This is a genomic window from Homoserinimonas sp. A447 (assembly GCF_054489325.1).
On record NZ_JBTMWW010000001.1, the window covers coordinates 327062 to 339260 of the forward strand.

A 12199-nucleotide genomic window follows, 5' to 3' on the forward strand; every position below is an offset into this window, starting at 1 on the left:
GTGGCGAACGTTCGATCGGCGCGGGCGAACTTGGCTGGTCCTTGCGATTGCTCTGAGCGCGCTGGTTGTGCCCGCAGCTGGTTACGGGATTGTCATGTTGATTTTGTCATTGTGGCAAGGCATTGTGCGCGCGGGTGCCTGGCCGGCGGAACAGATTGCGGCGTGCTCGTCCGACATTGGATGCGCGCTGTCGGCGATTCTCACTGAGGGTGCCCCAGTGTGGCTCGGGTTCCTGTGGCTGGTGGCGATCGTGACTGTACTGGTATTCGGCGTGCGCCTGCCGCAGGTACCTGGCACTCCGAAGAGCGTCGCCAGGAAACTTGCCGCACAGAGGACCCGGGAGGGCCAGCGGATCGGCCGCGCCGTCGGGTGGGTATTGGTGGCGTCTTTATTCGGATTCATACTGGTGCTCGCCCTGGTCCCGATCGGGGCCGGCGTTGTCGCGTCGGCGACGTGGTCGAAAGAGCGGCGTGACGCATGCTCCGCCGACCCGATGTGCGTCATTTCGACGATCCCGGGGAACGCGCTGCCGGCGTGGATTGCGCTCATCTGGATCGCGATCATCGCCGCCGCTTTGGTGATCTGCTGGAAGCCGTCTCGGTGGTGGCTGCCGGATGCGGAGGCTCGCCGGCACGTCAAGGTTCGAACGTATACCTCGCCGGATTGGATCGTGAGGCATTCGCTGGTTGCTGCGCTGATTTCCGTGGGCTGCCTGTTCGGCATCTTCAAGCGCGGTAACGACGTGTACTCCCTCGACTACATTTGGGCGATCCTGGCAGCGCTCACCGTGGGAGCAGCGGCCTCGGTCTGCAAGCGCAAGTACGGCATGAGAACACCGCTCGACGTCAAGCTGTCGCTGATGCTGACGGCCAGCGCACTTTCCGGCGTTGGCGACCGGCGATGGGGCGCCCTGCAGCGCCAACTGCACCCGCGCCCGGCCAAGAAAAACACGAAGCGGGATGCCGATGACGCCTGAGCACACGGCGCAGACACGCATGTCTGTACTGCTTCCCCAGGGGTGGGTGGCGCTGCATCTCGATGACCGCGCCACGGACGAGGTGAGGCGCATTGTCACCCAGGTGATGGCATCCGTCGCCGCCGACAAGCGAGACCTGGCACGGCCACGGCTGCGTTCGATGCTGCAGAACCTGGTCGACCAGTCTCGCGAGGCGGGCGTGTGGGAGGTCTGGGTGCCCATCGCGGCAACCGCGGGTATCCACATCCCTGCGTCGATCGCTGTGGCGCCGCTCCCGCGCCAGCCGTCCGGAGCGCTGTCGGTGCAAGACACCTTGTTGTCGATGTCGGCGGCGACGACGGGCGCCCGCGCCACGACGGTGGGTGGGGCGCTGGCGGTTCGCACGGTGGCCGACCGGCCGCTGCAGCGCGATGACGCCGGCGAGGTGACCGCGCCCGCCGCGCGGATCGTGAACTACATCGTCAGCCCTACGACCGGGCGCCGGCAGTGGATCACCTTCACGGCAAGCCTGTTCGTGCCAGACACCGAAGATTCCGCCCAGATCGTCGAGGCGCTCGAGTTCCTGTTCGATGCCCTCATGGCGAGCGTGTCGTTCCCCGGCGAGGAGGCCCCAGAATGAGCGTTTTCGTGCGCTACCCGGACGACTGGATCGGCGTGCCCCCGTTTGGTGAGGGTGAGGTGTTCCAGACGGCTCCCGAATGGGCGGATGCGCTGGTTGCCGAACTCGCGGACGTCACGGCAATGCGCCTCACCGATGACGAGACCGCCGCGCTCGCCGGGTCGCTGGCGCTGGTAGGCGGGGAGGTCGAGACGCGCGGCGCCCAGAGTTGTTACGTCTACCTGGAATCCCTTCGCGGACCGATCCACATCGTCGATGGGCGGATGATCGCCCGCGGCGAAGTGGGCGACGCGCCGGTCGAAGAGGTGGCCGGCATCCGTGAGCCAGATCTCGTGCGCGAGCCGACCGTCACCGAGGTGGTCACCGATTCCGGCCTGGCCGGCGTGCTGTGCGTTCGCCACGCTCCGTTCGACGACGATGCGCGCCAGGTGATGACGCTGCGCGGCTCCTACGCCTTCGAGGTGGACGGTGGCTTCTTCCTGCTGAGCACAGCCACCACCGACCTGGCCGGTTTCGAACGGTTCCGACCGCGCTTCGCCGAGCTGGCGGCATCCGTTTCCCAGGACTGAGTGGCGCATGGGTAGTGGTACCCATGTGAGACATCCCCGCGAACCGATACTGTCTTTGTGGGGCTCGGGCCGACCGGACCCACCGACCACCTGATACTGAGGAGCAACCATGGCCAACATGAACGTGACCTATTCGGAGATGACGGATGCCGCCGGCCGCCTGATCTCGGGCAAAGACGACCTGATCACGAAGCTGACCGAGCTGCAGACGCTCGTGAACGGTCTCGTAGAAAGCGGCTTCGTCACCGATTCCGCATCGGGCGCGTTCCAGGTCTCCTACGACGCCTTCACTCAGGGAACCACCCAGGCGGTCACCGGACTGGACGGCATGAGCCAGTTCCTCACCGCGGCGGCAGACGCCCTCTCCAACGTCGACACCGAGCTCGGCAACGCCATTCGCGGCTAAGGACAACTGTGGGCCACAGGCCCGAGCCGTGGCGGGTAACCCCGCCACGGCCTTTTCAGCAAGGAGGGGGCCGTGGCCGATCTGCGTCTCGACCTGGGCCTATTGCGTGAGGTGAGCGGCAATCTTGACCTGATCGCTGCCCAATTCGGCAACGCAGGCAGGGTCGGGGATGACGTCGCGATCGCCGTCGGTTCAATCGGTTCGCTGCAGTCCCAGGTGTACTCATTCGCCGGCAATTGGGACGACACCCGACGCGGCATCCAGGCGAACCTGACGTCCCTCTCGGAATCCCTGGAGATGATCAGCCAGACCTTCGAAGACCTGGACGCCCAACTCGCCACACATGCCGAGGCATTGGCTCCGAATGTACGGTGAGGTCCTCATCCGGGTCGAGGGCGATTCGGGTGTGGTCACGGCCAGGTCGGAGGAGTTCCTTGCCACGGCTGCGGCAATCCTCTCCGCGGCCTCTGAGCTGCTGGCAGTAACGAACAGCCAGGAGACCATCAGTGTCGCCGTCGACGAGGTGCGCAGCCTTGCCGAGCAGGTCCACGACGAGATTCTGCTCGCGCATTCCCGCTACCAGACGGCCGCGCTGGTGTTGAGCGATTTCGCCCCGGCGCTCGCAAGCGCCCAGCAGCGAGCGAACACCGCCTACGACGCCTACTACCCGCAGGCAAACGCTGCACGAGAGACGTACGACGACTTCCTTTACTACGCCGGCGAGGAGGCTGGGCGCGAGACAGCGCGGCGGCAGTGGCAACTGGCGGAGAACCGGGTGGCGACCACTCGCGAGGAGTATTACGCGGCGGTGGCCGACCTGCGGAATGCTTCGGACGCTGCCGCCGAACGCATCCGTGTCGTCGTGGACCAGAGCGACCTGAACGACTCCCTCTGGGTCAACATCGTGGGTGCAGGCGACCAGATCGGCCAGTGGTTCGCTGACATCTTCGGACCGATGATCGACGTACTGCTCGAGGTGCTTGCCAGGGTGGTTCAGGTGCTTGCGCTGGTCGTTGCCGTTGTGCTGCTGCTGGCTGTGGTGCTCGTGGTCGGCCTCGACGCTCTCGCATACCTGATGACGGGTGATGAGGGATTCAAGAACGAGGCGATAGGGCTGCTGGTTGCCGCGCTCTCCCCGATGCTGTTGTCGGCCTGGTTGACCGGGCGGGAGACACCGACGGTGGAGTTGAAAGACCGGCTCGCTGCAGGAATCCGTGTGCCAGGCGGGGGTCGCGACGACCTTTTCGGTTCCGCAGTCGAGGATCAGCGTGCCATCGACAGTGCAGGCGACCCGGGTGTCCTGGGCGCGGATAGCGCAGTGATCCAGGTGACCACGGTTGTCGGCGGGGACGGCATCACCAGGTACCGCGTGCAGATTCCGAGCACGCAGCAGTGGTTCTCGGCCGGCGGAAGTGCTCCGAACGACCTGGACGGCAACCTGTGGGCCAAGTTCTATCCCGACCAGCGGTCGGAGCTGGAGAAGGCAGTGGAGTTGGCGCTTCTCGAGGCCGGCTACATTCCCGGCTCGGGTAGCGACGTGATGCTGTCCGGGTTCAGCCAGGGAGGAATCGCAGCAGCGAACCTTGCTGCCGACCCCGCATTCACCAGCCGGTTCGACGTGACCACGGTGTTCACGGTCGGTTCGCCGATCGGCGATGTCCCGATCCCCGATAGTGTCTCAGTCATGGCCATCGAGCACACGGCGGATGTCGTGCCACACCTCGATTTCTTCGCCGACAACCCGACGCGTGACAACTGGATGACCATCTCGACTACACCGGCTGACCCGAATCCTGATGCTCATGGACACAACACCGTGGACTACGCGGCATCAGCTGTCCGCGAGATAGACAGGTCCACCGACCCGCAGGTGGTTGCGTTCCGTGAGCGTCAGCAGCAGTTCTTCTACGGAACTGAGACTGTGGAACGATTCGAGGCTCGAAGGGGATGAGTGTGGTTGATCGTTCGGTGAGGCGGGCGCTTGCGGCTGGGGTGGTGCTGGCCGTGTTGGTGCCGGCTTTGGCCGGGTGTAGTGCGGGTGAGACTGACATTGAGGCGCGGTTGTCTGAGTTGCCCGGGGTGTCTGGTGCGTTCGTGTGGACGACCACCAGTGGGCTCCCGACGAACCGGGGGTATGCGATCCGGTTGTATGTGGCGCAGGAGCCGGGGGATGACTTGACCGGGCTGGTCGATGATGCGCTGCGCACGACTTGGAGTCACGCTGCGTTCAAGCCGACGAACGGTATCGATATCGAGGTGTCGGAGGGGGATCGGCCTGACGAACCGGAACGGCTTCAAACGTTGAGCAACAGCATTGAGATCGGCGAAGCCGTGACAGGGCTCTCCTGGGGCGACGGGTATGTGGGGCAGGGAACCGCCGGATTGAGTGCGACGGTCTCACGCCATGCATTGGAGATCCGGTACGGCGAGTGGTCGGATGCCGGCTGACGCGCCAGCGCTCCGCCCGGCTCTCAGGTTCAGCGGAATCTGGTCCCGCATCCCGGTGACCGACGACGCTGCCACCGCGAAAGCGGTGCGGGCTTTGGTGCGGGACCTGGTGGGTTCCGACGATGCGCGGGCCACGGAGCGGGAGCGCCTTAGGCGTGAGCTGCTCGATTCTGTCGGAGAGGCGAGGCGGTTGGGGGCAACCGAGGTGTACCTGGCCGAGCAGGTGGCCGACGGCATCCCGGTGTCGGCGATGCTGTCCGTGCACGGTGCGACTCCGCGGTTGAGTGTCGCGATCGGAACCAACGCATCCGCTGTCATGGATGCGTTTGTGGATGGCCTGCGGCGCTCCGGGAACGAGCCTTCAGTGGCCGAGCGTTTCGCGGTCGGCGAGAGTCAGGTTCTCCGCACGACTGAGACGGTGGAGACCAAGCAGGGCCAGTCGCTGGCGGTGCGATTCTGGGTGACGGTACCGTCGACGAAAACCGTGCTTCCGCTGACGTTCGCGACCCCGTTCGAGCAACTGGCCGAGCCGTTGGTCGCCCTGTTCACGGCCATCGTCAGCACACTGCAGTGGCTTCCCGCTGAGTCGAGCAACCGCGATCACTGCGATAGCATGGCACCCCTATGGCCCGGGGGAGGATACGCGAGTGAGCACGAGTGACGACAACCCGTTTCTGATCCCACCCCCGCCTCCCGGAATTGCGCCGGTGCAGCGCGCTGCCGAGGCGCAGGAGCCGGATCCGGTCGACCCCGCCAGCCTGATCACGCTTCCGCCGGGGATCGTCGATTCCGGAACCTACCGGATGCCGTCGACACGGGCCCCGAAGCCGAGCACCCTCGATGACGCGCCGGCGTTCTTCCCGGTAGGGGCGCCCGGGCTTCCGGTGCCCACCCTGGCCGAGCAGGTGGCACCGGCCCCAGAGGTGCCGACGGTCGATGACGCGACTCGCGCATCCGTCGGTCGCCGGAGCGCACCGGCGTGGCGACTCACCCTCCCAGACGGCCAGCAGGCGCTGGTGGAGAAGACGACGCTCGTCGGTCGTGACCCGGCGCACAGCCCACAGTGGCCCCAAGCGCTCCTGCTGCCCATCGCTGACACGGGCAAAACCGTCTCGAAAACGCATGCGGCGCTCGAGTTGACTGCCAGTGGGCAACTCGTCGTGCACGACCTCAACTCGACGAATGGCGTGTTCCTCGAATACGCGGGTGGCAACGGAGCCGTCGTTGAGCCTGGAACGCCCGCACTGGTCGAACACGGCGCCGAGTTGAGCTTCGGCGAGTTCACCGTGTCGGTCGAACGCAGCTGACGGAAGGCAGATCATCACCGGGCAAATTGTGGCGACAGTGGGGCAGGGCCGATGATTCGAACGGCTGCGACAGCCACATCCGCCATCGCCGTGATGGCGGTGCTGAGCGGATGCCTGGGAGGCGCTGTGAACCCATCGATCGAGGTTGGCAACGCGCACCCGGCGTGGAGGAGCAACAGGGCAAGGAGCAGGACCCTGAAGGCCCGTATGGCCACATGCTGAAGAGCCCGGACGGCTACGGACTCACCGTGTCCCGTGGCAATGACACCGATGGAACGACCATTGTGCAACTATCGGTTTTCTCGAAATGCGTCGGCAACCCGACAGATAAACCGGACACCTGGGGCAAATTCGCTGGGGCGAACGGCACCACTTTGCGCAGCTCAGCGTTCCTGTCGCGCCCCGAAGTAGACTGTTCAGATTGAGTCGCCGACGTTTCGGCTGCTTGATTCGTGGAGAAAGGCGGGCCCCCATGGGCAGGACACTGGCTGAGAAAGTTTGGGACGACCATTTGGTCGTCAAAGGTGCTGACGGCACCCCCGACCTCATCTACATCGACCTTCACCTCCTTCACGAGGTGACGAGCCCGCAAGCGTTCGACGGGCTGCGGATGGCCGGACGACCGCTGCGCCGCCCCGACCTGACGATCGCGACGGAGGACCACAACACCCCGACGCTGAACATCGACAAGCAGATCGAGGATGTCACCAGTCGCACCCAGATTGAAACCCTCCGCAAGAACTGCGCAGAGTTCGGCGTGCGACTGCACCCGCTCGGCGACGTCGAACAGGGCATCGTCCACGTGGTTGGGCCCCAGCTTGGGCTGACCATGCCAGGCATCACCGTTGTCTGCGGTGACAGCCACACCTCGACGCACGGCGCGTTCGGGGCGATGGCGTTCGGCATCGGCACCAGCGAGGTCGAGCACGTCATGGCCACGCAGACACTTCCGCTCAAGCCGTTCAAGACGATGGCGATCACCGTCGAGGGCGAGCTTCGCCCAGGGGTGACGGCCAAGGACGTCATTCTTGCGATCATCGCCAAGATCGGCACCGGCGGCGGCCAGGGTTACGTGCTCGAATACCGCGGCAGCGCCATCCGCGCCCTCTCGATGGAGGGGCGGATGACCATCTGCAACATGTCGATCGAGGCCGGTGCCCGCGCCGGCATGGTCGCTCCGGACCAGACCACCTTCGACTACCTGAAGGGCCGCCCGCACGCACCACAGGGCGCCGACTGGGATGCCGCACTCGAGTACTGGAAGACGCTTCCGACCGATGACGATGCCGTGTTCGACGCCGAGGTGTACCTCGACGCGGCCGAGCTCGAGCCATTCGTCACCTGGGGTACCAACCCCGGCCAGGGAGTGCTGCTGTCCGACTCGATCCCCGACCCGGAGAGTTTCGAAGACCCCAATGAGCGGGCATCCGCTAAACGCGCGCTCGAGTACATGGACCTGAAGCCGGGCACGCCGATGAAGGAGATCCCGGTCGACGCGGTCTTCATGGGCTCCTGCACCAACTCCCGCATCGAAGACCTGCGCGCGTTCGCCTCCATTGTCAAGGGCCAGAAGAAGGCCGACCACGTTCGTGTGATGGTCGTTCCCGGTTCAGCCCGGGTGCGGCTGGAGGCCGAAGCCGAGGGCCTCGACAAGGTGTTCATCGACTTCGGCGCAGAGTGGCGGTTCGCCGGATGCTCCATGTGCCTGGGCATGAACCCGGACCAGCTGGCACCGGGCGAGCGTTGCGCATCCACCTCCAACCGCAACTTCGAAGGCCGGCAGGGCAAGGGCGGGCGAACCCACCTGGTGTCGCCTCTCGTCGCTGCAGCGACCGCCATCCGTGGCACGCTGTCCAGCCCGTGGGACATCGCCGCCGACAACGACCTGGGTGGTGGGGGGCGACACAGTGACACGCCGAACCAGGCCACCGCAGATGCCGAAGCGGATGCTGCGGCCCAGATGGGAGCGAACGCGTAATGGACAAGATCACCACCATCACCGGTGTTGCCGTGCCGCTGAAGCGGTCGAACGTCGACACCGACCAGATCATCCCGGCCGTGTTCCTCAAGCGAGTCACCAAGACCGGCTTCGACGATGCCCTCTTCTACGCCTGGCGCCAGGACCCGGAGTTCGTTCTCAACAAGCCGGAGTTCCAGAACCCGCGCGTGCTGATCGCCGGCTCCGACTTCGGTACCGGCTCCAGCCGCGAGCACGCTGTCTGGGCGCTGCGCGACTACGGGTTCGCCGCCGTGCTCAGCCCCCGCTTCGGCGACATCTTCCGAGGCAACTCCGGCAAGCAGGGCCTGCTGGCCGCGCAGATCACCGAAGAAGACGCGCAAGCCTTCTGGGCCATCATCGAGGAGAGCCCGGGGATCGAGGCAACCGTCGACCTTCAGGCCAAGACGGCGACACTGGGCGACCTCACAGTCCCGTTCGAGATCGATGATTACACTAGGTGGCGGCTCCTCGAAGGCCTGGACGACATCGCCCTCACCCTGCGAGACGAAGCCCACATCACAGAATTCGAGAACGGCCGCGCGAGCTGGCTGCCCCTCACCCTCCCCGCTCGCTAACGACAGGCCACGATGAACTTTTCCCTGACAGAGGATGCACAGAAGGCCGGACTCCACGTCGGGCTGAGATCAGACGAGATCGTCATCAACGGCGGAACACCGCTGAACGGACGCATCACCGTCAGGGGTGCGAAGAACCTTGCAACCAAGGCGATGGTTGCAGCGCTGCTCGGCGAGACCCCGAGCCTGCTTAAAGACGTACCCGAGATCAGCGACGTGAAGGTCGTGCGCGGACTGCTCGAGGTGTACGGCGTTCGCGTCATGAGCCCGAGCGTCGGCGAACTGCGCTTCGACACCAGCCGGGTCGAGACTGCCCATTTCGCCGAGATCGACGCCCACGCCGGCGCCAGCCGCATCCCCATCCTGTTCTGCGGCCCCCTGCTTCACCGGCTCGGCGAGGCACGCATCCCCGACCTTGGCGGATGCCGCATCGGCGACCGCCCGATCGACTTCCACCTCGACGCCCTCCGCGCGTTCGGTGCCGTTGTCGACAAGAGCCATGAGGGCATCCGCCTGACCGCGCCGAACGGGCTCACCGGCGCATCCATCACGCTGCCATACCCGAGCGTCGGGGCCACGGAGCAGGTGCTGCTGACCGCCGTCAAGGCGAAGGGCACCACCGAACTCACTAACGCGGCCATCGAACCCGAGATCATGGACCTCATCGCCATCCTCCAGAAGATGGGCGCCATCATCTCGGTCGAGCCGAACCGGGTCATCCTCATCGAGGGCGTCGACCGCCTCGAGGGCTACACGCACCGCGCGCTGTTCGACCGCAACGAGGTGGCCAGCTGGGCAGCGGCCGCATTGGTGACCCACGGTGACATCTTCGTCGAAGGCGCTCGTCAGGCCGAGTTGATGACCTTCCTCAACGTCTACCGCAAGGTGGGCGGCGCGTTCGATGTGCAGGAGGACGGCATCCGCTTCTGGCACCCGGGCGGTGACCTGAAGCCGGTGACCATCGAGACGGATGTCCACCCCGGGTTCATGACGGACTGGCAGCAGCCGCTGATGGTGGCGTTGACCCAGGCGCAGGGCACCTCGATCGTCCACGAAACCGTCTACGAGAACCGTTTCGGGTTCACCGAGGCGCTGCGCGAGATGGGTGCGAACATCGTGGTGCACCCGAACGGGCTGCCTGACCACCCCCGCCGTGTCGCCCGACGCGATTTCGAGCAGGCCGCCGTCATCGTCGGGCCTACCGCGCTCCACGGTTCCGACATCCGCGTCCCCGACCTGCGCGGAGGGTTCAGCCACCTCATCGCCGCCCTCAGCGCGGACGGCCAGTCGAAGATCAGCAACGTCGGGATCATCAGCCGCGGCTACGAGCACATCATCGAGAAGCTCGCGACGCTCGGCGCCGACTTCGTCTACGAGGGGTAGACCGGGTGAAGGAAACCGACGGGGCAGTGTCGCCCCGCACGCCGCCGCAGCGGCCTGCGAAAAGCGAGAAGACGCCCATCTTCCGGCTGCTGGCGTTCCTGGTGGTGCCGTTCATGTCTGTGGTCGCCCGCTACCGCATTCAGGGCGGCGACAAGCTCCCGAAAAGCGGCGCCTTCATCCTGTCGCCCAACCACTACAGCGAGATCGACCCGCTCGTGGTCGGCGTCGTCATGTGGAAGCTGGGTCGGATGCCGCACTTCATGGCGAAGGCCTCCATCTTCAAGATCCCGGTGCTCGGGTACCTGGCGAAGATCTCCGGCCAGATCCCGGTCGAACGGTCGGGAGTCGCCAGGAACAACGACCCGCTCGCCGCAGCCACCCGCATCGCCGATCAGGGTCTCGCCGTGGTGATCTACCCGGAAGGGTCCCTCACCCGTGACCCCGACCTGTGGCCCATGCGCGGCAAGACCGGTGCCGTGCGGATGGCGCTCGAGGCGGACATCCCGTTGATCCCGCTGTCGCATTGGGGATCCCAGAAGGTGATGCCCCGCTACGGCAAGAAGATCAGCCTGTTTCCGCGCAAGACCATCGACGTCAAGATCGGCGACCCGGTCGACCTCTCCGAGTTCCGGGGGCGCCCGCTCGACTCCAGCACGCTGGCCGCGGCCACCAACAAGGTCATGGTGGCCATCACCGCGCTGACGGCCGACCTCCGCGGGGAGACACCGCCGGCAGAGCCGTGGGACCCGGCGAAGAACAACCAGAAGGAGACCGGCCGCTTTTGATTGACACCAAACCGATCAGGGTCATTACGCCCGGCGCCCGCCGGGTTGCCGTTCTGGGTTCCGGGAGCTGGGGAACCACGTTCGCGAAGATCCTGGCCGACGGTGGCTCCGACGTCGCCCTGTGGGCGCGGCGGCCCGAGGTGGCGAAAGAGATCTCGGAGAGCAAGCGGAACAGCGACTACCTGCCGGGAGTCAACCTGCCGCGAAGCCTTTGGGCCAGCCACGTGATCGACGAGGTACTCGATGGCGCCGAGATGGTGTTCATCGCCGTCCCCAGCCAGACGCTGCGCGAGAACCTGCGCACCATTCGCCAGCTGATCCCTGCCGCCTCTCCCGTCGTCAGCCTGATGAAAGGTGTCGAGAAGGGCAGCAAATTCCGGATGAGCGAGGTGATCAGCCAGGAACTGGAGATCTCCGCCGACCGGATTGCCGTGGCATCCGGCCCCAACCTGGCACTCGAGATCGCGCGGGAACAGCCCACCGCCGCCGTCGTGGCCTCCACCAGCCTGGACACGGCGACCGAAGTGGCCATCGCTGCCACCAACCCCTACTTCCGCGCATTCGTGAACACCGATGTCGTCGGCACCGAATTCGGCGGCGTGCTCAAGAACCTCATCGCGGTGGCCATCGGCATCGTCGACGGTGTCGGTTACGGCGAGAACACGAAGGCGTCGATCATCACCCGCGGGCTCGTCGAGATGACCGACTTCGCTGTCGCGTTCGGGGCGAAACCGGAAACACTGTCCGGACTGGCAGGCCTGGGCGACCTCATCGCCACCTGTGAGTCCTCGCTGTCGCGCAACAACACCGCCGGGCGGCTGCTCGGGCAGGGCTACAGCTTCTCCGAGGTCATCAAGCAGATGAACCAGACGGCGGAGGGGCTCGCATCCGTGACCCCTATTCTGGAGCTCGCACTCGAGAAAGGTGTCGTCATGCCGATCGTGTCGCAGGTCGCAGAAGTGCTGGCCGGCACCATGGACCCGCGTGACATCGCCCCCCACCTGACCACCGACTCCGACATCCCCCAGGGCGAGTAGCCCTCGCGAAAGTGCCCGTTCCGGAGGATAGTTACCGTTGCGCGGGGCACTATCCTCCGGAACGGGCACTATGCGGAGTGCACGGTACTCTAGCT

The 12199-nt window shown here is 65.6% G+C and carries 15 protein-coding genes; all 15 read left to right on the plus strand.

What is annotated here, in order from left to right:
- The first annotated feature begins 94 nt into the window (after positions 1-94).
- The 15 genes from ACX3O0_RS01510 (at position 95) to ACX3O0_RS01580 (ending at position 12104) form a co-directional block, all read left to right on the plus strand.
- Entirely contained in the window at positions 95-976 is an 882-nt protein-coding gene (locus ACX3O0_RS01510; protein WP_459106550.1) for a hypothetical protein, read from the plus strand.
- A gap of 19 nt (positions 977-995) precedes the next feature.
- Entirely contained in the window at positions 996-1595 is a 600-nt protein-coding gene (locus tag ACX3O0_RS01515; protein WP_459106551.1) for a hypothetical protein, read from the plus strand.
- A complete protein-coding gene (locus tag ACX3O0_RS01520) occupies positions 1592-2164 on the plus strand; it encodes a hypothetical protein (protein ID WP_459090335.1) in 573 nt (190 codons plus the stop codon). Before ACX3O0_RS01515 ends, ACX3O0_RS01520 begins: the two co-directional genes overlap by 4 nt.
- Before the next feature lie 109 nt (positions 2165-2273).
- Complete coding sequence (locus tag ACX3O0_RS01525) at positions 2274-2570, plus strand: WXG100 family type VII secretion target (RefSeq protein WP_459090337.1); 297 nt, start codon at positions 2274-2276, stop codon at positions 2568-2570.
- A gap of 72 nt (positions 2571-2642) precedes the next feature.
- Positions 2643-2945: a hypothetical protein gene (locus tag ACX3O0_RS01530; RefSeq protein WP_459090339.1), complete on the plus strand. Its 303-nt coding sequence runs from the start codon at positions 2643-2645 to the stop codon at positions 2943-2945.
- The gene (locus ACX3O0_RS01535; protein WP_459106552.1) at positions 2935-4521 is read left to right on the plus strand and encodes a hypothetical protein; all 1587 of its coding nucleotides are present in this window, start codon (positions 2935-2937) and stop codon (positions 4519-4521) included. The genes ACX3O0_RS01530 and ACX3O0_RS01535 overlap by 11 nt, the downstream gene beginning before the upstream one ends.
- A gap of 2 nt (positions 4522-4523) precedes the next feature.
- Positions 4524-5018 (plus strand): hypothetical protein, encoded by a 495-nt coding sequence (locus ACX3O0_RS01540; protein ID WP_459106553.1) that lies wholly within the window; start codon positions 4524-4526, stop codon positions 5016-5018.
- Complete coding sequence (locus ACX3O0_RS01545; RefSeq protein ID WP_459106554.1) at positions 5008-5679, plus strand: hypothetical protein; 672 nt, start codon at positions 5008-5010, stop codon at positions 5677-5679. Before ACX3O0_RS01540 ends, ACX3O0_RS01545 begins: the two co-directional genes overlap by 11 nt.
- Positions 5666-6325 (plus strand): FHA domain-containing protein, encoded by a 660-nt coding sequence (locus ACX3O0_RS01550; protein WP_459106555.1) that lies wholly within the window; start codon positions 5666-5668, stop codon positions 6323-6325. The genes ACX3O0_RS01545 and ACX3O0_RS01550 overlap by 14 nt, the downstream gene beginning before the upstream one ends.
- 164 nt (positions 6326-6489) lie before the next feature.
- Positions 6490-6750, plus strand: coding sequence for a hypothetical protein (locus ACX3O0_RS01555; RefSeq protein WP_459090347.1), 261 nt, complete (start codon positions 6490-6492; stop codon positions 6748-6750).
- Positions 6751-6797: 47 nt separating this feature from the next.
- A complete protein-coding gene (gene leuC / locus ACX3O0_RS01560; RefSeq protein ID WP_459106556.1) occupies positions 6798-8303 on the plus strand; it encodes a 3-isopropylmalate dehydratase large subunit in 1506 nt (501 codons plus the stop codon).
- On the plus strand, positions 8303-8899 hold the full coding sequence (gene leuD, locus ACX3O0_RS01565; RefSeq protein ID WP_459090351.1) for a 3-isopropylmalate dehydratase small subunit: 597 nt from the start codon (positions 8303-8305) through the stop codon (positions 8897-8899). The genes leuC and leuD overlap by 1 nt, the downstream gene beginning before the upstream one ends.
- Positions 8900-8911: 12 nt before the next feature.
- Positions 8912-10282, plus strand: a complete 1371-nt coding sequence (murA, locus tag ACX3O0_RS01570; protein ID WP_459106557.1) for a UDP-N-acetylglucosamine 1-carboxyvinyltransferase — start codon at positions 8912-8914, stop codon at positions 10280-10282.
- A 5-nt stretch (positions 10283-10287) separates the two neighbouring features.
- Entirely contained in the window at positions 10288-11067 is a 780-nt protein-coding gene (locus ACX3O0_RS01575; RefSeq protein WP_459106558.1) for a lysophospholipid acyltransferase family protein, read from the plus strand.
- Positions 11067-12104, plus strand: a complete 1038-nt coding sequence (locus ACX3O0_RS01580; protein ID WP_459108428.1) for an NAD(P)H-dependent glycerol-3-phosphate dehydrogenase — start codon at positions 11067-11069, stop codon at positions 12102-12104. The genes ACX3O0_RS01575 and ACX3O0_RS01580 overlap by 1 nt, the downstream gene beginning before the upstream one ends.
- Positions 12105-12199 lie beyond the last annotated feature (95 nt).

Bases quoted from the DNA above. Each gene is read 5' to 3' on its own strand.
- ACX3O0_RS01510 (WP_459106550.1), top strand. From the start codon at position 95: ATGTTGATTTTGTCATTGTGGCAAGGCATTGTGCGCGCGGGTGCCTGG.
- ACX3O0_RS01515 (WP_459106551.1), top strand. From the start codon at position 996: ATGTCTGTACTGCTTCCCCAGGGGTGGGTGGCGCTGCATCTCGATGAC.
- ACX3O0_RS01520 (WP_459090335.1), top strand. From the start codon at position 1,592: ATGAGCGTTTTCGTGCGCTACCCGGACGACTGGATCGGCGTGCCCCCG.
- ACX3O0_RS01525 (WP_459090337.1), top strand. From the start codon at position 2,274: ATGGCCAACATGAACGTGACCTATTCGGAGATGACGGATGCCGCCGGC.
- ACX3O0_RS01535 (WP_459106552.1), top strand. From the start codon at position 2,935: ATGTACGGTGAGGTCCTCATCCGGGTCGAGGGCGATTCGGGTGTGGTC.
- ACX3O0_RS01545 (WP_459106554.1), top strand. From the start codon at position 5,008: ATGCCGGCTGACGCGCCAGCGCTCCGCCCGGCTCTCAGGTTCAGCGGA.
- leuC (WP_459106556.1), top strand. From the start codon at position 6,798: ATGGGCAGGACACTGGCTGAGAAAGTTTGGGACGACCATTTGGTCGTC.
- leuD (WP_459090351.1), top strand. From the start codon at position 8,303: ATGGACAAGATCACCACCATCACCGGTGTTGCCGTGCCGCTGAAGCGG.
- murA (WP_459106557.1), top strand. From the start codon at position 8,912: ATGAACTTTTCCCTGACAGAGGATGCACAGAAGGCCGGACTCCACGTC.